The sequence below is a fragment of the Microbacterium sp. CIAB417 genome (genome assembly GCF_022788845.1).
Map to the genome: position 1 here is coordinate 960,686 of NZ_JAHZUT010000001.1, position 22,964 is coordinate 983,649.

General features: G+C 69.2%; 22 protein-coding genes and 1 tRNA gene. 7 read left to right on the plus strand and 16 right to left on the minus strand.

Annotated features, from left to right (window positions below):
- Nucleotides 1-7: 7 nt before the first annotated feature.
- The gene (locus tag KYX17_RS04745) at nt 8-772 is read right to left on the minus strand and encodes an SDR family oxidoreductase (RefSeq protein WP_243225721.1); all 765 of its coding nucleotides are present in this window, start codon (nt 770-772) and stop codon (nt 8-10) included.
- 118 nt (nt 773-890) lie between these two features.
- Between KYX17_RS04745 and KYX17_RS04750 the strand changes: the two genes are divergently transcribed.
- The 4 genes from KYX17_RS04750 (at nt 891) to KYX17_RS04765 (ending at nt 3,560) form a co-directional block, all read left to right on the plus strand.
- Nucleotides 891-1,367: an NfeD family protein gene (locus KYX17_RS04750; protein WP_243225722.1), complete on the plus strand. Its 477-nt coding sequence runs from the start codon at nt 891-893 to the stop codon at nt 1,365-1,367.
- An 8-nt stretch (nt 1,368-1,375) separates the two neighbouring features.
- Nucleotides 1,376-2,299, plus strand: a complete 924-nt coding sequence (locus tag KYX17_RS04755) for an SPFH domain-containing protein (protein ID WP_243225723.1) — start codon at nt 1,376-1,378, stop codon at nt 2,297-2,299.
- Nucleotides 2,296-3,069, plus strand: coding sequence for a glycerophosphodiester phosphodiesterase family protein (locus KYX17_RS04760; protein WP_243225724.1), 774 nt, complete (start codon nt 2,296-2,298; stop codon nt 3,067-3,069). Before KYX17_RS04755 ends, KYX17_RS04760 begins: the two co-directional genes overlap by 4 nt.
- A gap of 107 nt (nt 3,070-3,176) precedes the next feature.
- The gene (locus KYX17_RS04765; protein WP_243225725.1) at nt 3,177-3,560 is read left to right on the plus strand and encodes an RNA polymerase-binding protein RbpA; all 384 of its coding nucleotides are present in this window, start codon (nt 3,177-3,179) and stop codon (nt 3,558-3,560) included.
- Here KYX17_RS04765 and lnt read toward each other — a convergent pair.
- From lnt to KYX17_RS04810, 9 genes are all read right to left on the minus strand, one after another.
- Nucleotides 3,557-5,089, minus strand: coding sequence for an apolipoprotein N-acyltransferase (gene lnt / locus KYX17_RS04770; protein ID WP_243225726.1), 1,533 nt, complete (start codon nt 5,087-5,089; stop codon nt 3,557-3,559). The two genes, KYX17_RS04765 and lnt, sit on opposite strands and share 4 nt — an antisense overlap.
- Nucleotides 5,090-5,094: 5 nt before the next feature.
- On the minus strand, nt 5,095-7,569 hold the full coding sequence (locus KYX17_RS04775) for an RNA helicase (protein ID WP_243225727.1): 2,475 nt from the start codon (nt 7,567-7,569) through the stop codon (nt 5,095-5,097).
- The gene (tatC, locus tag KYX17_RS04780; protein WP_243225728.1) at nt 7,566-8,330 is read right to left on the minus strand and encodes a twin-arginine translocase subunit TatC; all 765 of its coding nucleotides are present in this window, start codon (nt 8,328-8,330) and stop codon (nt 7,566-7,568) included. Before tatC ends, KYX17_RS04775 begins: the two co-directional genes overlap by 4 nt.
- Before the next feature lie 62 nt (nt 8,331-8,392).
- Nucleotides 8,393-8,644 carry a twin-arginine translocase TatA/TatE family subunit gene (tatA, locus tag KYX17_RS04785; RefSeq protein WP_243225729.1) on the minus strand — a complete coding sequence of 84 codons (252 nt, stop codon included), beginning with the start codon at nt 8,642-8,644 and terminating at the stop codon, nt 8,393-8,395.
- Between the two features lie 32 nt (nt 8,645-8,676).
- Nucleotides 8,677-9,669, minus strand: a complete 993-nt coding sequence (locus tag KYX17_RS04790; RefSeq protein WP_243225730.1) for a YafY family protein — start codon at nt 9,667-9,669, stop codon at nt 8,677-8,679.
- Nucleotides 9,666-10,652 carry a YafY family protein gene (locus tag KYX17_RS04795; protein ID WP_243225731.1) on the minus strand — a complete coding sequence of 329 codons (987 nt, stop codon included), beginning with the start codon at nt 10,650-10,652 and terminating at the stop codon, nt 9,666-9,668. Before KYX17_RS04795 ends, KYX17_RS04790 begins: the two co-directional genes overlap by 4 nt.
- Nucleotides 10,652-11,584, minus strand: a complete 933-nt coding sequence (locus KYX17_RS04800; RefSeq protein ID WP_243225733.1) for a hypothetical protein — start codon at nt 11,582-11,584, stop codon at nt 10,652-10,654. The genes KYX17_RS04795 and KYX17_RS04800 overlap by 1 nt, the downstream gene beginning before the upstream one ends.
- 10 nt (nt 11,585-11,594) lie before the next feature.
- A complete protein-coding gene (locus KYX17_RS04805; protein WP_243225734.1) occupies nt 11,595-12,614 on the minus strand; it encodes a tRNA (adenine-N1)-methyltransferase in 1,020 nt (339 codons plus the stop codon).
- Nucleotides 12,611-13,297: an HAD family phosphatase gene (locus tag KYX17_RS04810; protein WP_308220836.1), complete on the minus strand. Its 687-nt coding sequence runs from the start codon at nt 13,295-13,297 to the stop codon at nt 12,611-12,613. Before KYX17_RS04810 ends, KYX17_RS04805 begins: the two co-directional genes overlap by 4 nt.
- A gap of 122 nt (nt 13,298-13,419) precedes the next feature.
- Between KYX17_RS04810 and KYX17_RS04815 the strand changes: the two genes are divergently transcribed.
- Entirely contained in the window at nt 13,420-14,271 is an 852-nt protein-coding gene (locus tag KYX17_RS04815; RefSeq protein WP_243225736.1) for a PAC2 family protein, read from the plus strand.
- 10 nt (nt 14,272-14,281) lie between these two features.
- Here the strand turns inward: KYX17_RS04815 and KYX17_RS04820 are convergent, their stop codons facing one another.
- The gene (locus tag KYX17_RS04820) at nt 14,282-15,109 is read right to left on the minus strand and encodes an undecaprenyl-diphosphate phosphatase (RefSeq protein ID WP_243225737.1); all 828 of its coding nucleotides are present in this window, start codon (nt 15,107-15,109) and stop codon (nt 14,282-14,284) included.
- 42 nt (nt 15,110-15,151) lie between these two features.
- Nucleotides 15,152-16,447 (minus strand): M20/M25/M40 family metallo-hydrolase, encoded by a 1,296-nt coding sequence (locus KYX17_RS04825; protein WP_243225738.1) that lies wholly within the window; start codon nt 16,445-16,447, stop codon nt 15,152-15,154.
- Nucleotides 16,448-16,558: 111 nt separating this feature from the next.
- On the opposite strand from KYX17_RS04825, the gene KYX17_RS04830 reads away from it, so the two are divergent.
- Both KYX17_RS04830 and KYX17_RS04835 read left to right on the plus strand, forming a co-directional pair.
- Nucleotides 16,559-16,643 (plus strand) — tRNA-Leu (locus KYX17_RS04830).
- Nucleotides 16,644-16,754: 111 nt separating this feature from the next.
- The gene (locus KYX17_RS04835; protein ID WP_243225739.1) at nt 16,755-16,919 is read left to right on the plus strand and encodes a hypothetical protein; all 165 of its coding nucleotides are present in this window, start codon (nt 16,755-16,757) and stop codon (nt 16,917-16,919) included.
- On the opposite strand, the gene KYX17_RS04840 is transcribed toward KYX17_RS04835, so the two are convergent.
- From KYX17_RS04840 to KYX17_RS04855, 4 genes are all read right to left on the minus strand, one after another.
- A complete protein-coding gene (locus KYX17_RS04840; protein WP_308220837.1) occupies nt 16,913-17,734 on the minus strand; it encodes a shikimate 5-dehydrogenase in 822 nt (273 codons plus the stop codon). The two genes, KYX17_RS04835 and KYX17_RS04840, sit on opposite strands and share 7 nt — an antisense overlap.
- A gap of 32 nt (nt 17,735-17,766) precedes the next feature.
- Complete coding sequence (locus KYX17_RS04845) at nt 17,767-18,861, minus strand: VIT1/CCC1 family protein (RefSeq protein ID WP_243225740.1); 1,095 nt, start codon at nt 18,859-18,861, stop codon at nt 17,767-17,769.
- Nucleotides 18,862-19,041: 180 nt separating this feature from the next.
- Nucleotides 19,042-20,901 (minus strand): HNH endonuclease signature motif containing protein, encoded by a 1,860-nt coding sequence (locus tag KYX17_RS04850; protein WP_243225741.1) that lies wholly within the window; start codon nt 20,899-20,901, stop codon nt 19,042-19,044.
- A 234-nt stretch (nt 20,902-21,135) separates the two neighbouring features.
- Nucleotides 21,136-22,881, minus strand: a complete 1,746-nt coding sequence (locus KYX17_RS04855) for a DEAD/DEAH box helicase (protein WP_243225743.1) — start codon at nt 22,879-22,881, stop codon at nt 21,136-21,138.
- Between the last annotated feature and the right edge of the window lie 83 nt (nt 22,882-22,964).

The following is a 22,964-nucleotide window of genomic DNA, read 5'->3' on the forward strand; positions in this document are numbered from 1 at the left end:
TTGATCCTCACTCCGCGATGAAAGAGGATGTGTCGCCGACGAGGCGAGTGTTGTCGGCGGGCACCGGGTCCAGGGCCGCGCGAGCGACCTCCGCCGCGAACTCGGCGACGTTGTAGAGCTTGCCGGCGTCCTCACGACGCGCCGAGATGGCGCCGGGGTTCGCGCGTTCGAGCAGCGTCGCCGTGATGGTGCCCTCGATCATGTCGCCGGAGACGATCGTGAACCCGATCCCCTTCTCGGCGAGCGACGGGATGAGCTCGCGCAGCGCATCTTCACCCGCGCGCTTGGAGAGCGCGACGGGCTCGTACTCCGGCATCGTCGGGGTGGTGCGGATGAAGTGGGCCTGATGGCTCGTCACGAACACGACGCGCGATCCCTCGCCCAGCAGCGGCAGCGCGGCGTTCAGCACGCTCAGCTGCGCGTCCCGGTTCAGCAGCAGCGCGTAGTCCTCGGCCATGCCCGACTCCATCCCGCCCGAGGCGTTCAGGACGAGGATGTCGAGGCGGCCGAACTCGGCGCGGACCTTCTCGAACATGTCGGCGACGGATGCCGGGTCCGTGAGGTCCGCCCCCACTACCAGCGCACGCCTGCCGAGTTCGCGCAGCGAGGCCGCGAGCTTCTCGGCGCGGGGCGCCTTGTTGCGGAAGTTGATGACGACATCGGCCCCTGCCTCGGCGAAGTAGCGGACGGTGTCTGCGCCGATGCCGCGCGACGAGCCGGTCACGAGCGCGACCTTGCCGGTGAGAGAACCTGCGGGCAGAACGTCGGTCACGATGACTCCTTGTGATGCGAGGGCAGCCGCGTTCGCGCGGCCGGTCCAGCCTACCAATCGCGCCCTCCCCTCCCCCGTCACCTCGCGTGATAGGTTGACGGCGAAGGAGGGTGGGCGCATGGACGGTTTCTCCACGTTCGTCGAACTGGTGGACCAGTGGGCCTGGATCGGCTGGCTGGTCCTGATCGCGACCTTCCTCGTGATCGAGATGCTCTCGCTCGACTTCACCTTCCTGATGCTCGCGCTCGGAAGCACGGTCGGTCTGGTCACCGACCTCGTGGGAGTGCCCGTGTGGGTCCAGGTGCTGGCGGCCGCTCTCGCCGCAGCCCTGTTCATCCTCTTCCTGCGCCCGCCGCTGCTCAGACGACTGCATCGCGGCGAGGACCCCGTGAAATCCAACGTCGAGGCGTTGATCGACCTGCGCGGCGTCGCGCTGTCGGACATCACGCAGATCACCGGACAGGCGAAGCTCGCCAACGGTGACACCTGGACGGCCCGGAGCGCGAGCACGACGCCGATCCCGCAGGGATCCCCCGTGATCGTGAGTGCCATCAACGGTGCGATCGCCGTCGTACGTCCCGCAATCGAACAGTAGGAGTGACAGTGGACGACTCGTTCATCCCGGCCGCGATCGGATGGATCCTCGCGATCGCCGTCATCATCTTCGTGGTGGTGACGGTCGCGCGATCGATCCGGATCATCCCGCAGGCCACCGCCGGCATCGTCGAACGACTCGGCCGGTACCACAAGACGCTCACTCCCGGTCTGAACATCCTGGTTCCGTTCATCGACCGTCTCCGGCCACTGATCGACATGCGCGAGCAGGTCGTCTCGTTCCCGCCGCAGCCCGTGATCACGGAGGACAACCTCGTCGTCTCGATCGACACGGTCGTGTACTTCCAGGTCACGGACGCCCGCGCGGCGACCTACGAGATCGCGAACTACCTCGGCGCCGTCGAGCAGCTGACCACGACGACGCTGCGAAACGTCGTCGGTGGACTGAACCTCGAGGAGGCGCTGACCAGCCGCGACAACATCAACGGCCAGCTCCGCGTCGTCCTCGACGAGGCGACCGGAAAGTGGGGCATCCGCGTCGGCCGCGTCGAACTGAAGGCGATTGACCCGCCCATCTCGATCCAGGACTCGATGGAGAAGCAGATGCGCGCCGAGCGGGATCGGCGCGCCGCGATCCTCACCGCCGAGGGATCCAAGCAGTCCCAGATCCTCGAGGCCGAGGGTCAGCGTCAGGCCGCGATCCTCCAGGCCGAGGGTGACAAGCAGGCCGCGGTGCTGCGCGCCCAGGGTGAGGCGGAGGCCATTCAGAACGTCTTCGACGCCATCCACCAGGGCCGCCCGGACGACAAGCTCCTCGCTTACCAGTACCTCCAGATGCTGCCGAAGATCAGCGAGAGCCCGTCGAGCAAGCTGTGGATCGTCCCGAGCGAGCTCACCGAGGCGCTCAAGGGAATCGGCAGCGCGTTCACTCCGCGCCAGGGCCCGCCGCCGTCGAGCACGCCCGGCGCGTGACCCACCCGTACTTCATCGGCACGCCTCACCCGCGAGTCCTCGCTCATCGCGGTCTGCCGTCGGCGGACGAGGACTCGGCCGTGTGGGAGAACACGGCGGCCGCGTTCGCCGCGGCGCGCGCGGCCGGCGCTGCCTACATCGAGACGGACTGCCGGGTCACCTCCGACGGCGACGCGGTGCTGTTCCACGACGAGACTCTCGAGCGGCTTTTCGGCGACCCGCGCCCCGTCGCCGAAGTGCGCACGCGGGAGCTCGCGGAGCTCCTCGCGCCGCACGGAGGACTGATGACAGTCGCCGAGGCTCTCACCGGGTTCCCCGAATCGCGGTTCAACATCGACGTCAAGACGGACGCGGCGGCGAAGCCGCTCGGCGCCGTCATCGCCGCGCACGCGCATCGGGTGCTGCTCACGAGCTTCTCGGACGCGCGTCGGCGGCGTGCCGTGGAGGCGGCCATCGCCGCCGGAGCCGAGCTGCGTCCGGCGGTGTCCGCGGGGCGCGGTACGATCATCGCGCTGCGCCTGCTCGCCGCAGTCCGCTTCCTTCCCCGCCGTCTCCTGGACGGCGTCGACGCGGTGCAGATCCCGGAGCGGCAGGGCCCTATCCGGGTCTTCGTCCCGTCCCTCGTCCGCGCCGCGCACCGGGCCGGTGTCGAGGTCCACGTCTGGACCGTGAACGATGCGGCGGACATGCGGCGGTTGGTCGACGCAGGCGCCGACGGCATCGTCACCGACAGGGCAGATGTCGCCGTCAGAGCCCTGAGCTCCGCGTGAAGCACGGACGGCTGGGATTCCACTGTGAAAAGCGCCGAGAAATCACCGCCGTGGAGTAAGCGCACAGGTCCGAGCGTTATACCTGAGAGCGACGAGAGGACCACACAATGGCAGATCGCAGCCTGCGCGGCATCCGACTCGGCGCCCAGAGCCTACAGAGCGAAGAGGGCGTCGTGTTCATGGAGCGCCGTGAGACCACCTACACCTGTGACGCGTGCGGACACGTCACGACCCTGATGTTCGCGGCGGATGCCGAGCCCCCGCAGACGTGGGAGTGCCGCTCCTGCGGCGCCGACGCCCTGCTGCAGGTCGACGGCAAGTCCGTCACGCTCGAGGAGAACGACGAGAAGGCCGCACGCACCCACTGGGACATGCTGATGGAGCGCCGTACGCGCGCCGAACTCGAGGAGCTCCTGGAGGAGCGCCTCGCATTCCTCCGGGCCCGTCGCGGCGCCGGTGAGGACCCCACCCGCGAGAAGATCGGCGCCTAAGCGCGTCGGCGTGCGCTCCACCACCCGAACACGAGCGCCGCGAGCCCACCCCACAGCAGCACCTGCTGCACCCAGGGACCCAGGACGACCCCTGCCGTGAGGCCGGAGCGCAGCTCGACATCCTCGAGCATGGCTCCGGCCTCATCGGCGTCCAGGAACGAGACGGTGGAACCGTCCGGCCGGATGATCTGGCTCGTCCCGACCGTGGAGATGTTCACCACGGAGCGCCCCGTCTCGATCGCCCGCATCCGGGCGAACGCCAGCTGCTGGAGGTTCTCGTCGGTCCCGCGGAAGTCGGCGTTGTTGGTCTGGAAGACGAGCACCTGCGCTCCCCCGGTCACTCCTTCACGGATCACGTCGTCGTAGATCACGTCGAAGCAGATCGCCAGTCCGATCGCGACGCCGTCGACGTCCATGATCGGCGGGTTCGTTCCCGGCGTGTACTCGCGTTGCAGCAGGCCGATCAGATCCGGCACGATCGCGTTGTAGAAGGCGCGGTCCGGCACGTACTCGCCGAAGGGCACCGGATGCCGCTTGTCGTGGGTCTGCGCGGCAGTGCCGTCCTGCTGCCACAGCATCGAGGTGTTGAAGTACTGCCCGTCGCGCTCGGTGGCGGCGTTCGCGAGCAGCGGTGCGTCGGCGCGGTTTGCCACGAGGGTCATCCGCCGGGCGAGATTCGCGCTCTGGAAGGGGTCGCCGTCGACCGATCCCTCCGGCCACACGAGCAGGTCGATGTCCTCGCCGTACAGCGGTCGTGATGCATCGGTCTGAGCGTCGATCACCGAATACGGCTCGCGCATATCGAAGTATCCGGTGGGGCCGTTGCCCTGGACGGCGCCGATCCTCAGGTCGCCGGCTGCCGTCGTGGGGAACGCCGGGACCAGGAGCAGCACCGCGATCAGTGCGACCGGAGCCAGGAGCCGCACGGGCCTGCGCCACAGACGCAGCCGGATGACCTCGACGAGCATCGCCACGACGAAGACGATGAGGAAGCTCAGTCCGCTCACGCCGACCCACGAGGCGAGCGGCGCCAGCGGGCTCTCGGACTGGCTCATGCCGATCCGCGCCCAGGGGAAGCCGCCGTACGGCCAGGTGCCCAGCAGCAGCTCTCGACCGACCCAGAGCGCCCCCACGGTGGCCGGCAGCGCCACCAGGCGTGCGACCGTGCCGGGGAAGGCGCGCGGCATCCAGCGGTAGGCCAGCGCGATCGGGATCGCCGCGATGGCGGTCAGCAGCGCCTCGAGCCCTGAGAGGGCGACCCACGGGATCGGTCCCAGGTAGCGCGAGGTCCAGGACACGAGCAGGAGGAAGAACACCGCGCCGTACACCAGGCCGACCAGCAGCGCGCCGCCGGCGCGACGTCCGATCAGCGCGACGAGCAGCAGCCCGACGGCCGGGAAGGCGAGGATCCATGCTCCCACCTCCGGGTAGGACAGATCCATGAGCCATCCGGCCGCGGCGGCGACCGGGACGGCCAGCCACAGCGGCAGGAGCGCGCGCGGGCGCGTCGGCGGGGCGGGATGCGGCATCCTGCTCAGACCCCGGAGTAGGCGACGATGCCGCGTCGGACGCCCTCCAGGGCGCGCCGCGCGGTCCGGGCGATCTCGGCGTCATCCGCCACGATGGAGAGCTGGTCGAGCAGGTCGATCGTCTGCTTCGCCCACCGGACGAAGTCGCCGGCCGCCATGTCGGCGTCGACGAGCACGCGGTCGAGCATCCCGCCGCGGGCCCACGCGTGCATCGCTCCTGCGAGTCCCGCGGCCAGCGGCTCGGTGCCGGGGAGGTGGTGATCCTGCTCCAGATCGTCCAGTTGCGCCCACAGGGCCGTGGTCTTCTCGTACGCCGCACGGAATGCACCGCGAGGGAGGCCCCGCTCCCCCGTGTTCGCCTCGTCGCGACGCGGTTCATACACCAGGCAGCACGCCATCGCCGCCAGGGCGGGTGCGTCGAGCCCCTTCCACAGTCCCTGACGCAGGCTCTCGGCGACCAGCAGGTCGCGCTCTCCGTAGATGCGGCGCATCGTGCGTCCGGCATCCGTGAGCGCCAGTTCGTCGCCCGCGCCCGTGACGTAGTCCAGGGCGGCCAGCACTTCGAGGACGCGGTCGAAGATCCGCGCCACGGTTCCGGTGCGCGTCTCGATCTGGCGGCGCTTGCGATCGGTCTCGCGCTTGAGCTTGAAGTAGCGCTCACCCCATCGGGCGTGCTTCTCGCGGTCCGGGCAGGTGTTGCAGCCGTGCCGCTGCATCCGGCGCCTCAGGCTCTCGATCTTCTTGATGCGCTTCTCGCGCACACTTCGCGGACCATGCGCGTCCTGGCGGTTCTTCTTCTCCAGGTCGCTGAGCTCGCGACGGATGGCGGCGTAATCGGCGAAGTCGCCGTGCTCGCACTGCATGGCCGTGAGGTAGCCCTCGAGAGAGGACTCCGCCTCGCGGACCTGCCGTGCGAGGCCCACGACGGCACGGTCGGCCTGGAACTGCGCGAACGAGCTCTCCAGGATCTCGCGCGCCCGCGCCCGCCCGAAGCGGTCGACGAGGTTGACCGCCATGTTGTAGGTCGGTCGGAAGCTGGAGTTGAGCGGATAGGTGCGGCGGGATGCGAGGGCGGCGACGGCCTGCGGGTCCATGCCCTCGGTCCACTGGACGACGGCGTGTCCCTCGACGTCGATGCCGCGGCGTCCGGCCCGCCCGGTGAGCTGGGTGTACTCCCCCGACGTGATCGCGACGCGGGCCTCGCCGTTGAACTTCTCCATCTTCTCCAGCACGACCGTGCGCGCCGGCATGTTGATGCCGAGAGCGAGAGTCTCGGTGGCGAAGACGACCTTGACGAGTTTGAGCCGGAACAGCTCCTCCACGATCTCCTTGAACGCCGGCAGGAGCCCCGCGTGGTGGGCGGCGACGCCGCGCTCGAGGTTCTCGCGCCATTCCCAGAAGCCCAGGACGCCCAGGTCCTCGTCCTGCAACGCGCGGGTGCGCTCCTCGACGATCGCGCGGATCTCCGCTCGTTCCTCGGCCGTCGTGAGGCGCAGGCCCGATCGGCTCACCTGCTGGACGGCGGCATCGCACCCGATGCGGCTGAAGATGAAGAAGATCGCCGGCAGCAGGTTCGAGCGCTCCAGGAGAGCCACGACCTCGGGACGGTCCATCCGCTCGATGCGACGCGCGTTCGCCGCCCGGACGGGGCGTCGCCCTCCGCGCGGCGGGCGCTGCGCCTGCCGGCCGGCGTGCCGATTGCTGACGTAGCCCTGCGCCTGACGATTGCTCTCGTAGCGCGATCCGGTGAAGGACCGGATGCGCAGCAGTTCCTGGTTCACCTGCGCGGTCGCGATACCGGCTCTGTCGTCGAAGAGCGGGAGCAGGTCGTCGCGCACCAGCACGTGCTGCTCGAGCGGGACGGGCCGGATCTCCGACACGATGACCTCGGTGTCCCCGCGCACGGTGTCCAGCCAGTCGCCGAACTCCTCGGCGTTCGACACCGTGGCGCTCAAGGACACCAGGCGCACCGAGGACGGCAGGTGGAGGATGACCTCTTCCCACACCGGACCCCGGAAACGGTCGGCGAGGTAGTGCACCTCGTCCATCACGACGTACCGGAGATCGGTGAGAGCTGCGGAATCCGCGTACAGCATGTTGCGCAGCACCTCGGTCGTCATGACCACGATGCGCGCATTGCCGTTGATGTTCGTGTCACCCGTGAGCAGACCGACCTGATCGGCGCCGTACACCTCGGTGAGCTCGCGGAACTTCTGGTTCGACAGCGCCTTCATGGGCGTCGTGTAGAAGGCCTTCTCGTTCGGGGTCCGCATCGCCAGGTGGATCGCGAACTCGCCCACGATGGTCTTTCCGGCGCCGGTGGGGGCGGCGACGAGCACGCTGCGCCCGCGTTCGAGCGCATGACAGCCCGCCAGCTGGAACGGATCGAGATCGAACGCCTGCCGCGCCGCGAATGCCGCTGTCTCCGGAGAATCCGCGGCGGCCCGCGCGGCCGCGTAGCGATCGGCCGGGCTGCTCATGCTCCCTGCCCGGGCAGAAGACCGGCGGCGGCGTCCTTCTTGCGCTTGCGCCGGTCGAACAGCATCGACAGCAGCGCCGCCGCGAAGAACAGCACGATGAGGATGCCACCGAGGATCAGCATGCTGACGACGTCCGCCGCCGGGGTGGTCAGCGCGGCGAAGATCGTGGCGAGGAGGATCGCGACCCGCCAGCCCTTGAGGATCGCCTTGCCGGACATGATGCCGGCGAGGTTCAGCGCCACCAGGAAGACCGGCAGCACGAACGCGATTCCCACGACGATCATCAGCTTGAAGACGAAGTCGTAGTACTTGGACGCGTCGTAGAGGTTGTTCCCGCCCTCGGGCGTGAATGTGGCCATGAGCTCGATCACGTGCGGGACGAGGAACGTGGCGACGTAGCATCCCGCGAAGAACAGCGGAACGGCCGCAGCGACGAAACCGAGCGTGTACTTGATCTCCTTGCGGGTGAGGCCCGGCATCAAGAACGCCCACAGCTCCCAGAGCCAGACGGGAGCCGCCAAGAAGATGCCGATCGAGAAGGCGATCCGCATCCGGAGGTCGAACGGCGACGTCACCGACGAGAAGGTCAGGCCGGTCAGCCCGCCCCCGTTCTTCGCGTCCTCTACCGTCGTCAACGGCTGCTCGATGTAATCGATGATCGGGTCCGAGATGAAGAACGCGATGATCATCGCGACGATCAGGGCCGCAGCCGAGATCAGCAGGCGCTTGCGCAGCTCGACGAGATGGGCTCCCAGCGACATCCTGCGGTCACGCCGACCGGAGTCCCCGCCCTGCGGGGACGTCACACCTTCCGACACCGCTGTCAGGTGGTGCGATCAGTGCCGGGCGCGGCTCCGTTGTCGGTTGCCGTGGATGCCGAGGGCGTCTCGGCGTCCGCCGCGGTCGTCTCTGTCTTGCGCGCCGCGTCCTCTTCCTTCATCGCGCTCATCTCGCCTTTGAAGACGCGCGCGGACTGTCCCATGCTCTTCGCGAGCGCGGGCAGCTTCGCAGCGCCGAAAAGAAGCAGGATGACAGCGAGGATGATGAGCAGGTGCCATCCGGTCAAGCCGGCCATGTTGTCTCCTCGGTTCGGGGGTTCGTCATAGTCTAACCGGCGACGTCGTCGTCCGGTCGATGGTAGAGCGCGAGTCCGGCCGCAGCCCATTCGCGGGTCGCAGTCCGAGCGACGACGGGGCTGAGCACTTCCATGCGTCCGCCGAAGCGGCCGGCCAGGCGACGGATCCCGCGGGGATCGGCCAGACGGATCCGTGCGAGGGCCACATCGCCCGATGCGGGCTCGTCCGCCTGAAATCCAGCCAGCAGCGGCAGGAGGGCTGTCGGCACCCGCACCGTGACGTTCCCGTCGGCGCCGGTGCCTCCGACGAACGGCTCGGGGGCGGCGTCGTCCTGGTGGGTGCTGACGATGTCCGTCAGCCGCGGTGCGCTGACGCGGTCGAGGTGGAAAGTCCGCATCGCCTCGCGCGTGTGGCACCATCCCTGCAGATACCACTGCCCGTTCGTGATCAGTACCTGAACCGGGTCGACCGTGCGGATCGTGGCATCGGCGTCCGGTGCCTGGTACGTGAACGACACGGCCACTCCGTCGCGCAGCGCGCGGGAGACGACCTCTCGTACCTCGTCGACGGCGTCCGTCGCGACCACGACGGCCGCCGGTGCATCCGCGGCACCGCGGGACAGCTTCGCGATGAGTCCGGAGACCAGCCCGGATCCGGCCACCTCGGGGACGGCGGCGACCATCTGCAGACCGGCCAGCAGCGCGGCGGCCTCCCGCGCCGTGAAGCGCGGCACGCGGCGCAGCGCGACGTCGTTGGTGATCTCGATGACGTCCTGCTCGTCGAGAAGGTCCCAGTCGATGTCGAACATCTCGTGCGGCTGCTGCCAATAGCCGGAGTCCCCGGGCAGACCGATGACCGTGAGCTTCTCCACCATGGCGCGCATCTCGTCCGGGGTGACCTGGAACTCGGCGGCGGCCTCGGCGAGCGAGACCTGACCGCGTTCGAGCAGATACGGCACGAGAGTCAAATAGAGCCGGACCCGTTCGGATGCGAGCAGCGGCTTCGGCTTGGGCCGGGCGCTCATGAGGCGACCTCGTCGTGAGCCTCGACGAGCGCACGCAGCCGGGCGATCACCTCGTCGCGCAGATCGTCGGGCTCCACGACGCGCACCTCAGGCCCGTAGGACGCGAGCTCGTCCGCGAGGATGTGCCGATCGACGTAGTGCACGTGGATGCCCTGCGCGGCCGGAACCGCTCGGCGACCGAGACGCAGCGACGCCTCGGTGCCCGGCGTCACCTCGAGCAGGGCTCGATTGCGGCGGGCGACCTCCTCGAGCCCGGCCATCGCGCGTTCCCCGGCACCGTCGCGCAGCCCGGCATCGAAGCGTTCGGTCGTGAGCTTCACGTCGCCCACGATGCGGCTGAGCAGGAACGTCCGCTCCTCCTCGGCATCCGCGTCGATGCCGTAGACGTGCCAGCGCGCCTCGTAGTCCACCAGGGCGAGAGGACGGACCCGGCGGCGCCGGGCGGACTCCTCCCCCGGTTTCAGGTAGTCGAAGCGCACCACGCGGCCCGCCTCGATCGCGTCCTGGAGCGGTCCGAAGGCGGGATCGCGCGTCGTGATGCGCGGCGCGAAGCCGATGATCGGCGCGTCGCCGTCGATACCCAGCGCGCGGATCTTGCGCACACCGGCCTGCGCGTCCCCCGACATCGACTCCGCGCTCCAGACGCTGCCGGCCAGCTGCAGCACGGCCAGCTCCGCGGGAGTGAAGGCGATGTCGCCGGGAAGGTCGTATTCCGCCTGCGGAATACGGTACCGGGCTTCGCGCAGATCATTGGGGTCGGAGGGGTCGCCGATCGTCTCGACCGGGACGCCGAGCGAACGCAGTTCGTCCTTGTCGCGCTCGAACATCTTCTCCAGCGCGTCGGCGCGGGTTCCGGCATCCGCGCGCTGTCGATACCCCGAGACGTTGTCGAGGATCTGCTGCTTGGTGAGTCCGATCTCCGTGGCCATGAGCGCCACGACGAGGTTCGTCAGGCGCTCCTCCGCGGGGATCTGGACCGCCATCACTGCTCCGGCGTGGGACTGGTGCCCAGGATGTCGACGACGTACGCCGTCGCTTCCGCGCCCTCGGCCGCCGGCACGACGACCAGGAGCTGAGATCCGACCGTCTGACCGATCAGGGCCTCGGCCACCGTGGGGGCGGCCTGAGCGAGGCCGGCGGTGGGGTTCGAGTCCCACGTCGTGCTGCTGACCGTCTTGGAGTCCCACGACACGGCGGTGTAGTTCACCCAGACGTTCGTGTCCTCGTCGATGCGCTCGCCGTCGCCCTTGATCAGGAGCTGCTCGACCTGCTCGGTCGGCGCGGCGTCGTCCGGGACGATGATCCCGGGTCGACCGTCCGCCGCGCGCACGACGGTGGGGAGATTGCGGGCGTTGTTGAACTGCTTCGCCCCGGTGGCGCGGGCGAGCTGCGTGTCGAGCACGTCGATGACGGCCACGACCGTGGTGTCCTCGTCCAGCTGGAAACCGCTCAGCGCCGCCTCCCCGAAGTCGGCCGGGGCGATCGCCGCGACCATCCGCGTGCCGGGCGTCGCGCACTCGAGCACCTCGCCGATACCGGGGATCTGCTGCGTCCAGGACGCGATGTTCGACAGCCGCGAGAGGTCGCCGTCGAACTCGGTCTGCACGACCTGATCGCCGGTGGTCCCGTTGTACAGCGCGATGTCGAGGACCGTGAGCTGCTGCGGCGAGGTGAGCGGCGTCCCCTCGCCCGTGACGACGTCCGTGTACGAGGTCGTCTCGACGTGCAGCGGCGAGAAGAGTTCGACATCGGGGGCGACGCCGACCTCGCCGGTCACCGTGACGGCGTCGTCGATGCCGCTCGTCGAGGAGGCGCGGTCGCAGGTCTCCCCGGCGAAGGTCGGGGCTGCGGTGCACCCCGTCAGGGCGACGGCGGCGAGACTGAGGCTGGCAATGGCAGCGGACGTTTTACGCACGCGCTCCAGTCTATTCCGTCGCCCGGTCTGTTTCGCGCGCCGCGGCGGCGATGCGCGCCCCTGCGGCGGCCTTCTCGGCCTCGCGGACGCGCTTGCGCAGGTTCTTGTCGGTGATCTCGCGGTCGCCGACGGCACCGGGGGTCCAGAGTTCCACGTCTTCGTCCCCGTAGCTGCTCTTCGACGCGCGGCGCTTGACCTCGGGAGGGATCGCACCGGGCGCCAGCCGGCGCGCCGTGATGAGGAATCCGGTGTGCGCGACCATCCGGTGATCGGGACGGACCGCGAGTCCCTCGACGTGCCAGCCGCGCACCATGGTCTCCGAGGCGTCCGGCTCGGTGAACAGGCCGGTGCCGCGGAGGTACTCGGCGACGCGGGACAGCTGGGTCGCCGTCGCGACATAGCAGAGCACGACACCGCCCGGGGTCAGTGCCTCGGCGACGACGTCGATGCACTCCCACGGCGCCAGCATGTCGAGGACCACGCGGTCGACGCCGCCGGCAGGCAGTTCCGCGGGCAGGGCATCGACGAGGTCGCCGACCACGACGCGCCAGGTGTCCGGGATGCCGCCGAAGAACGTCTCGACGTTCGCCGAGGCCACTTCCGCGAAGTCCTCCCGGCGTTCGAAGGACACCAGTGTGCCCGCCGGGCCGATCGCGCGCAGCAGCGAGAGCGACAGCGCACCGGAGCCGACGCCGGCCTCCACGACGACCGCGCCCGGGAAGATGTCCGCCTGCATGACGATCTGCGCGGCGTCCTTGGGGTACACGATCGCCGCTCCACGGGGCATCGACATCGCGAAGTCGCGCAGCAGCGGCCGCAACGCCAGATATTCGTGTCCCGAGCTGTTCGCGATGACCGTGCCGTCCGGCTGACCGATGAGGTCGGCGTGGCGCAGCACCCCGTGGTGCGTGTGCAGTTCGCCGTCCGCGCGCAGCGTGATGGTGTGCAGACGCCCCTTCGGGCCGGTCAGCTGCACGCGGTCGCCCGCGCGGAACGGTCCGCTCGGGCGGGTGGTGGGCGCATCGGTCATGAAGGGGTCTCCGTCGGGGTGGTGCGATGCGCCCGGTAGAGCGCGATGATGTCCTGCGCGGAGCGTCCGTGCAGGGTCGGCCAGAGCTCGTGCGCGCCCGCATCGTCGAGCGGCAGGATGTGCGGGACGCCGAGGGCGACGGCTCCGGAGGCCACGCCGGCACGCAGGCCCGTCGGCGAGTCCTCGATCACCACGGCGTGCTCGATGTCGATGCCGAGCAGCGCCGCCCCGAGGAGGTACGGCTCGGGATGCGGCTTCGGGTTCTCGACGTCGTCTCCCGCGACGATCAGTTCGAACGCGTCGAACTCGATGAACTCGGCGACGCCCTCGGCCATGCGGCGCAGCGACATCGTCACGAGTGCCGTGGGGATGCCGGCATCCTTGAGGTCCCTCAGCAGCTCCTGCGCACCGGGACGGAACGGGACGCCGTGCGTGCCGAGCGATTCGCGCACCCGATCCGTGAGGTGCTGGACGATGGCCTCGCCGTCCATGTCGACGCCGGCGCCCTGCAGGACGGCAGCGCTGTCCAGCAGGCCCTTGCCCACCAGCTGCAGGGCGTCCTGATGTGTCCACGTGCCGCCGAAGGACTCCACCAGGTGGGTCTCGGCCGTCATCCAGTACGGCTCGGTGTCGACGAGGGTTCCGTCCATGTCCCACAGGACTGCGCTCGGCGTCTCACTCACCGGACCATGCTATCCGGCGTGACGTCGGACATCGGCCCGCCCCCGCGCGCCTGCCCTCGCCCGCTCTTCGAGGACTAGCCTGGGAAGGACACCGGACGATTCGGACGAGGAGGGAGGCCGGGATGGATGCACTGGGTCCCCGCATCATCGTCGCCGCGTTCGACGGATGGAACGACGCGGGCGAGGCCGCCAGCGGCGCCATCGAGGCGATCCGCCAGTCCGGCGACTACGAACTCGTCCACGCGGTCGACCCCGAGCTGTATTTCGACTATCAGTACACGCGCCCCTCCACCCGCATGGACGCCCAGGGGCATCGCGAACTGCAGTGGCCCGGCGCGGCACTCTGGCGCCCTGTCCCGGCCGCGCAGCTCGGTCCGGAGTTCTGGCTGCTCACCGGTTCGGAACCGGCCCGCACCTGGCAGGCGTTCGCGACGGAGTTCATCGACGTCGCGCTGCGTGACGATGTCACGGGCTTCCTGACGCTCGGGGCGATGCTGTCGGACGTCCCGCACACGCGGCCGATCTCGATCTTCGCGTCCAGCCCGAATGAGCAGGTCCGGGAGGCCCACGGGCTGGAGCGCTCGCTCTACGAGGGCCCCGTGGGGATCCTCAGCGTCCTGGAGCACTTCGCCGAGCGCGCCGGCATCCCCACTGCCGGCCTCTGGGCGAGCGTGCCGCACTACGTCGCATCCGCCGCGCCCTCACCGAAGGCGACGCTCGCGCTACTGGACCGTCTCGAGGAGCTCACCGGCGTGGACGTGCCGCGCACGCATCTGCGGACCGAGGCGGCAGCATGGGAGGCGTCGATCGACGCGGCCGCCGCCGACGACGAGGACATGACCGAGTACATCCGCCAGCTCGAGCGCACGCGGGACACCTGGGATTCGCCCGAGGCTTCCGGGGACGCGATCGCCCAGGCCTTCGAGCGGTACCTGCGCCGCCGCGGCGAGGGCCCCGGCGACCACAAGCGCTGACGCGTGCCGGTCAGGCCGCGATGACGCCCGTGCCGAGGAGGACGAGCAGCGTGGTCCCCAGAAGGATGCGGTAGATCACGAAGGGCAGGAAGCTGCGCTTGGAGATCCAGTTCATGAAGAACGCGATCACTCCGAGGGCCACGACGAAGGCGATCCCGGTGGCCGCGAGCGTCTCGCCCAGGGAGAAGTACTGGTCCGGCTCGTCCCAGCTCTTGAAGAGCTGGAAGAACCCGCTTCCGAAGACGGCGGGGATGGCGAGCAGGAACGCGTAGCGCGCCGCGGCAGCCCGCTCGTACCCGAGGAACAGCCCCATCGTGATGGTGCCTCCGGAGCGCGAGACGCCTGGCACCAGCGCGAGCGCCTGTGCGAGCCCGAACAGGACGCCGTGCGGATAGGTGAGGTCGTCGAGCTTGCGGCGCTTGGCGCCGACGTAGTCGGCGACGCCGAGCAGGATGCCGAAGAGGATCAGCATGATCGCGACCACCCACATCGAGCGCAGGACCGTCTCGATCTGATCCTGGAACAGCAGCCCGAGGACCACGATCGGAATGCTGCCGATGATGATCAGCCAGCCCATGCGCGCGTCCGGGTCGTTGCGCGGCAGCTTGCCGGTCAGCGACCGGAACCAGTGCCCGATGATGCGCACGATGTCGCGCCAGAAGAAGACCACGACGGCGGCTTCCGTCCCGATCTGGGTGATCGCGGTGAACGCGGCACCCGGATCCTCCCCGGATCCCGTGAAGGTGCCCACGATGCGCAGGTGCGCGCTGGAGGAGATCGGGAGGAACTCGGTCAGTCCCTGGATGATGCCGAGGAACAGCGCTTCGAGCAGGTGCATGGGGGGACTTCCTTGATCGGACAGGCTCAGTCGGCGCGGCGCTCAGTAGGAGCGCAGCAGGTCGGTCAGAACCCGCTGACCGAAGACAAGAGATTCTACGGGGACGCGTTCGTCCACTCCGTGGAACATTCCTGTGAAGTCCAGGTCGGCAGGGAGTTTCAGCGGCGCGAATCCGTAGCCGGTGATTCCGATCGTGGACAGCGCCTTGTTGTCCGTTCCCGCACCGAGCAGATACGGGATGACCGGGACGCCGGGGTCGTGCCTGCCGAGCGAGGCGACCATCGCCTCGACCAGGTCCCCGTCGAACGCGGTCTCCATGCCGATGTCGCGCACCACCGTCTCGATGACGATGTCATCCCCGACGATCTCCTGCAGCTCGGCGAGCACGTCGTCCTCGGTGCCCGGAAGGACCCGTACGTCGATGAGCGCCTCGGCGCGCTCCGGGATCACGTTGTGCTTGTACCCGGCGGTGAGGACGGTCGGGTTGGTGGTGGTGCGGAACGTGGAGCGCAGGAAGGCCTCGGCCGGTCCGGATGCCGCGGCCAGCGCATCCGGGTCGTCCACGGGGATTCCGCTGATCGTGCTGAGTCCCTGCAGCAGCGCCTCGGTCGTGGGGGTGAGGCGGATCGGCCAGCGGGTGCGTCCGATCTTCGCGACGGCCTCGGCGAGGCGGGTGATGGCGTTGTCGTCGTGCAGTCGGCTGCCGTGGCCGGCCCGGCCCCTGGCGACGAGTCGGATCCAGAGGAGAGCCTTCTCCCCCACCTGGAGCAGATACGCGCGCCGGTCGCCGACGCTGATCGAGTAACCGCCGACTTCGCTGATGGCCTCGGTGGCGCCGTCGAACCACTCCGGGCGGTCCTTGACCACCAGGGCCGAGCCTTCGACGCCGCCGTTCTCCTCGTCCGCGAAGAACGCCAGGATCAGGTCGCGCTCGGGCTGCTCCCCCGCACGCAGCATGTCGGCGACCGACGTCAGGATCATCGCGTCCATGTTCTTCATGTCCACGGCCCCACGGCCCCACAGCATCCCGTCCTGCACGACGCCGGCGAAGGGGTCGACGCTCCAGTCGTCGGCCATGGCCGGCACCACGTCGAGGTGACCGTGCACCACGAGTGCGGGCTTGGTCCGATCCCGTCCCTCCACGCGGGCCATCACGTTCGTGCGTCGAGGGATCGGCTCGTAGAAGCGCGGTTCGAGTCCGAGCCGCTCGAGATAGGCGCCGACGTACTCGGCCGCCTCGCGCTCGCCTCGAGCCTCTCCGCCGCCGAAGTTCGAGGTGTCGAAGCGGATCAGGTCCTGCGCGACGCGGACGACCTCGGGAAGCTGCGGATCGGACATGCCCTCCAGGCTATCGAACCCTCACGGCGCGCCCGGCATGCGCCCTGGTTCGAAGCGGCACCCAGAACGTGCTAATCTCATTCTTCGGTCGGCAACGACTTTTCATCACCTGCGCGGGTGGCGGAATAGGTAGACGCGCTAGCTTGAGGTGCTAGTGCCCGCATAGGGCGTGGGGGTTCAAGTCCCCCCTCGCGCACGGAATGGCCCCGGATCTTCGGATCCGGGGCCTTCGTCGTTCCCTCGTCAAGGGGGTGGGAGGGATCCGAGGGTCTGCCTAGTCTGACGGGACGAACGGAAGGACGATCGCATGAGTGATCCGCAGAACACGCGCGGTGTGCCCGGTGAGGCCGAAGAGGCGGACAACGCCTCGGGTGGGCCGGCTGAGCGCATGGACGGGACGCCTCCGGAGCCCGAGGCTGCCGAGGGGACAGCCGAGGACGACGACGAGGAAACCGCCGATCGCGATCAGTGACCGGCGCGCATGAACCGTTCGGCGGACTGCACCTGCTCGGCTGACGGCCGGATGCCGGTGTAGAGCACGAACTGCTCCAGAGCCTGCAGCGTCGCGACCTCCGCTCCCGTGATCACCGCCTTGCCGAGGGCGCGAGCGTACGCGATCAGCGGCGTCTCCGCGGGAAGCGCGACGACGTCGAAGACCACGGATGCCGAGGCCACCGCGTCATCGGAGAAGGCTCTCGCTTCCGCGTCCGGTCCCCCGGCCATTCCGATCGGCGTCACGTTCACCAGGATGTCCGCCGTGAGGTCCCCGGGCTCCGGAGCCCAGGCGAAGCCATACAGATCGGCCAGTCCACGTCCCGCCGTCTCGTTGCGCGCCACGATCGTCACATCATGGAAGCCGGCGTCCCGGAAGGCGGCCGCCGTCGCCTTCGCCATGCCTCCCGATCCGCGCAGCAGCACGGAGGACGCCGGATCCAGCCCGTTGCGTGCGATCAACTGGGCGATGGCCGAATAGTCGGTGTTGTACGCGGTGAGCACGCCGTCGTCGTTCACGATCGTGTTCACCGATTCGATGGCTGATGCGGATGGCGCCATGTGATCGACCAGAGCGATGACGGCTTCCTTGTAGGGCATCGAGATCGCGCAGCCGCGGATGCCGAGCCCGCGCACGCCGACGATGGCCTGCTCGAGGTCCGTAGGCGCGAAGGCCTTGTAGATCCAATTGAGGCCGAGCGCCTCGTAGAGGTGGTTGTGGAAGCGCGTGCCGTTGTTGCTCGGGCGACCGGACAGCGAGATGCAGAGCGTCATGTCCTTGTTCAGCATGGTCACCGCTCCAGGCTACGCGGAGGTGGCGGGGCAGCTCAGACCGCGCCGACCCCGAAGACGAGACCGAGGGCGTAGGTGATCGCGGCGGCACCGAATCCGATGGCCAGCTGACGCAGGGCTCGACGCAGCGGCGGCCCGCCGGAGAGGATGCCGACCATGGCACCGGTGGACAGGAGTGCGACGCCGACGAGCACGAGGGCGAGCACGATCGCCGCTGTCCCCTCCAGACCGAAGATCCAGGGCAGGACGGGCACGATGGCCCCGGATGCGAAGAGCAGGAAGCTCGACAGCGCGGCCGTCCAGTCGCTGCCGACGATCTCGTGGTCGTCGCCTGCGGTGCGGATCGGACCAGTGGCCGCCGCGCGCACTCCGGCCTGGGCGGCGGTCACGATGCGTCGGGCGCGCGCGAGCGCCTCTGTCTCATCCATCCCTCGCGCCCGGTAGACCAGCGCGAGTTCGTTCTCGTCGATGTCGAGATCGGCCGCGGAGTCGTGCGCATCGTCGTTGGCCTCGGTGGAGGCGAGCAACTCGCGCTGCGAGCGGACGGAGACGAACTCTCCGGCCCCCATGGACAAGGCACCAGCCAGCAGCCCCGCGATTCCGCTGAACAGCACGAAGGCCGAACTGACCCCCGTCGCGCCGATGCCCAGCACGAGCGCGAGGTTGCTGACCAGTCCGTCGTTGGCGCCGAACACCGCGGCACGGAACGATCCCGACAGGCGGCGTCGTCCGCGGGCCGCGAGTCCGCGGACGACCTCGTAGTGGATCTTCTCGTCGGCGCGCATCGCCGGAGTCGCGTACTGCTCGCTGTCGTACGGGGATCGCGCCTCCGCGCTCTGCGCCAGGGCGAGCACGAAGATCGAGCCGAACCGCCCGGCCATCCAGCCGAGCAGGCGGGAGCGGACACCGGCACGGGGCAGCTTCGCAGGTTCTTCGCCGAGGAGGTCGAGCCAGTGCTGTTCATGGCGGCGCTCGGCGTCGGCCAGGCTCAAGAGGATCTCCCGCTCCTCCCCCGTCCTGCGGGCGGCGAGCTTCTGATAGACGAGGCCTTCGGCCCGTTCCTCGACGAGATATCGAGCCCAGCGGCGTCGGTCTGCGGGTGTCGGTTCCGCGGGGGCGGGCGCGCTCAAGGGACCTCCTGAAGGTGCGGTGGGATGCTTCCACGCTAGCCACGCGTCGGGTCGGAGACCGCGGAAAACGAGGGATTGACAGCATTTCGGGGAGCCGAACGGGTGCGAGTGCTCAGGGTCCGGCGGAGGGATTCCTCTGGGGACGGGACCCGACAGCGGGCCGGCCCTTCCGGCGGACCGTCAGGTGAAGAGCACGCGACGGGTGGGGTGATCCGTGTACGTCCGTCCGAGCGGGCTGTTCCACTCGAGCAGCCCCTCGGCCAGCTGACGCACGGTCCAGCGATCCTCATCGGCGAGGTCGGGATGCTTGATCGGATGATGCCCCGTGCAGAACAGACTCAGATTGCTCACCTGCGTGCGGCCGCCTTTGGCGTGATCGTGGTTGTGATCGATCTGACAGTGCGCCGCCGGTGCGCGGCAGCCCGGGAAGCGGCAGTGCTGGTCACGGGCCCGCAGGAAGCGCTTCATCGCTGCGGTCGGGGTGTATCCGTCGGTCTCGGTCACGAGTCCCTGCGGATCGACGAACAGCCGCGTCCAGGACGGAGAATGCCCGGCGAGCAGCCGCACCGTGTCGGGGAGGACGGGGCCGTGCGCGTCGTGCTCCGCGAACCGGTCGTCGACGCCGATGAGCGTCTCGGCCGCGATGGACACCTGAACCGTGGCCTGGACCGATCCGATGCCGGTCTGCGTGAGCGTGCTCGGATCCGACGCCAGCAGCAGATCCGCGAGGATGTCGGCCCGCAGCTGATCCATCGTGCGCGTGTCCGTCTCGAGCACACCGACGAGATCGTCATCGAGCAAGGTGCCGGCTCGGCAACCGCCCGGATCGGCGCCTTTGGGCGCGGGGTCGATCGGAGGCGCGCTCGTGAAGAGCTCCTCTTCGAACGAGGCGACCAGCTCATCGAACACCTCGTCGAGCCACGGGGGACGGACAGTGTCGGACATCCACGGATCGCCGGGTGGATGAGTCTGATCGTCGCGCGGATGCGACTGCCCGTCGAACGAATGCTCTGACCCTGTGGAGAGGTCGCCGTCCAGGCCCGGTGGTCCGCCCGCGGGCTCGTTGACCACGTCATCGTGCACGGGGCTCCAGATCGGGAAGTCGCGCTCGGAGATCACGACCGTAGTCACGGACGCCGCCGACGGGTCTTCGATGTCCCGGGCCGCCGTCGCGCCTGAACCGCCTTCATCAGCAACGACCGCGCCGTCGCCATCGGCGTCAGACGAACTGTCCCCCTCAGCGCCTTCCGCTTCGTCGCGCTCTGAACGCTCCCAGCCAGGAACGTCGTCCAGGATCCGGCGCAGTTCCGCATCGAGATCGAGCGGCTCCTCGGGGAGCATCGGCTCGTACTCCGGAACCGGGCGCACCCCGTTCACCCGGCGGCGCGCGGCGCGCACGCTCCGCGCCTGCCCGGTCAACCGATCCTTGATCGCGAACGCGAGGATCTCCGGCAGGATCGCGGTCAGCACGGCCATCCCATCACCATCGGGGCGTACGGTGACCGAACGCTCCTTGCGCGCCCGCCGGTGCGCCTCGGCTGTCGACTGCGGGCACAGATGCGCCGCCACGGCCCGCGCGCAGGCGCGCGTCCCGGCCGCTGTGTCGTGCCGGGCGAACGCGAGGACTTCCGCCTCATAAGCGGCACGCAGCCGTTCGCCCTCGGCATCCTGCGCCAACTGCGGAGCCTCGTTCACGATGGCGTCCGCATGCCGCCGGCTGATGACGCCTTCGGCCATCGCCGCGAGCACGGCCGGGAAGCGCCTCACGAGCACCCAGGCGTCGGTCAACCGGATCGATGCCGTCGACGGCGGGATGTGCGCCGCGGCCGCATACTCCGCGGCAAGCGATCGCAGGGACACCTCGCCGGCATCCAGATCCGCGTCGGGATCGGTCATCGCCGACTCGAGACGTTCTGCGAGCAGCACGGCCTGCCGGGCGTGCAGGCGGGACACTTCGCGCTCGGCATCCACCCACTCGTCCAGAAGCGCGCGACGATATGCGAGAGAGTCCTCGCTCGGTCCGCGCCTCTTCGCTGCCATAGTCCAAGTATCGTTGCTATCTTCGAATCAGTCAAGAGCTTCAGTGAACTCAGCTCCAAACGTCAGTGCGCTCGGATTCATGCGCACGGCACGCGACACATGCCTCGTTCGCGCCGCATTGGGCGAAGGTATTTGCCCGACCGCGGCGCGCGCGACCTCACTGACCCTCGTCGCGACACGCCCACGGCATCGTACCTATGTTCTATGCACAACCCTCACGGACGAGCCGCGGTATCAGTGCGACCTGACGCGCTTGCGCAGCACGTCGATGCGCGACTGCAGCTGCGTCACGGTCGCCTGCGCGACGGCGGGACCCCCGCAGATCCGGCGGAGCTCGGCGTGCACGGCACCGTGCGGCTCTCCGGCCTGACGCGCGTACAGTCCCACGAGACTGTTGAGCAGCTGTCGCTGTTCGCGCAAAGTCCGGTGCAGCGGCGCGGGAAGAGTCGTTACGGCTTCCGGGCCCTCCGCGGCCTCACGCGCCTCGCGCAGGCGCGACTGCTTGGCGCTGCGCTGCATGAGAAGCTCGTGCACATGCTCGGGTTCGAGCAGACCTGGCAGGCCGATGAACTCCTCTTCTTCGGGCGTACCCGGTTCGGCGAGCTGCCCGAAGTCCTTCCCCTCGAAGACCACGCGGTCGAAGTGCGCGAGCGACGAGATCGCCTGATAGCTGAACTCCTGGGTCAGTGCGTCCGAGGCGTCGTCCTCGCGGTTCGCGCTCTCCAGCAGCGAATCGTCCAGACCGTCCTCGTCCTTCGACTGCCGGTCCAGCGCGTGGTCACGCTGCTTCTCCAGCTCGTTCGCGAGCCCCATGAGCACCGGCACGTTCGGCAGGAAAACGCTGGCCGCTTCGCCCCGGCGCCGGGCGCGCACGAAGCGGCCGATCGCCTGAGCGAAGAACAACGGCGTGGAGGACGACGTCGCGTACACGCCGACCGCGAGGCGGGGGACGTCGACGCCCTCCGACACCATGCGGACGGCGACCATCCATCGCGCATCGCTCGCACTGAACTTCTCGATCCGCTCCGAGGCGGTCGCGTCGTCGGAGAGCACGATGGTCGGCTGCTGCCGCGTGATGCTGTGCAGGATCTTGGCGTAGGCCCGTGCCACGGTCTGGTCCGTCGCGAGCACCAGCCCCCCGGCATCCGGCACGTGATGGCGGATCTCGGTGAGGCGCCGATCCGCGGCCGAAAGGACCGCGGGCATCCACTCCCCCTCCGGATCCAGCGCCGTGCGCCACGCCTGGGAGTTGACGTCCTTGGTGTTGTCCTGCCCGAGATGCGCCTCCAGCTCGTCGCCCGCGCTCGTGCGCCAGCGCATCTTCCCGGAGTACATGTGGAACAGGACGGGGCGGACGACGCCGTCCGACAGCGCCCTGCCGTAGCCGTAGGCGTAGTCCGTGCTCGACACCCGCGCTCCGGACTCGTCCGGCAGGTACTCGACGAACGGGATCGGCGCCGTGTCGCTGCGGAACGGGGTGCCGGACAGCAGCAGGCGGCGCTTCGCCGGCCCGTACGCGTCCCGGATCGCATCCCCCCAACTGAGGGCGTCGCCGCCGTGGTGGACCTCATCGAGGATCACGAGGGTCTTGGCGTCCTCGGTCAGGTGCCGGTGCACGGAGGACTTCGCCGCCACCTGCGCATACGTCACCACGACGCCGTGGTAGTGCGACGCCGGAGCCCAGTGACTGTTCTTGAAGCGCGGGTCCAGCCGGATGTGCACGCGCGCCGCGGCATCCGCCCACTGCGTCTTGAGGTGCTCGGTCGGCGCGACCACGATCACCCGGTTGACCTCGCCCATGCGCAGCAGTTCCACGGCGAGCGTCAGCGCGAACGTGGTCTTTCCCGCGCCGGGTGTCGCGGCGACGAGGAAGTCCCGCTTGTCGCCCCGGAAGTACTGTTCCAGCGCCTCCTGCTGCCATGCCCTGAGCTTGTTCGCGGTGCCCCAGGGAGCGCGCTGAGGGAAGGACGGAGAGAGCATCGCATCCACGATAATCGGTCCTGCGGACACCGGATGCCCGTCGCCCCCGCGACGTCGCCGCGGCCGGTAGGCTCGATCCCTGC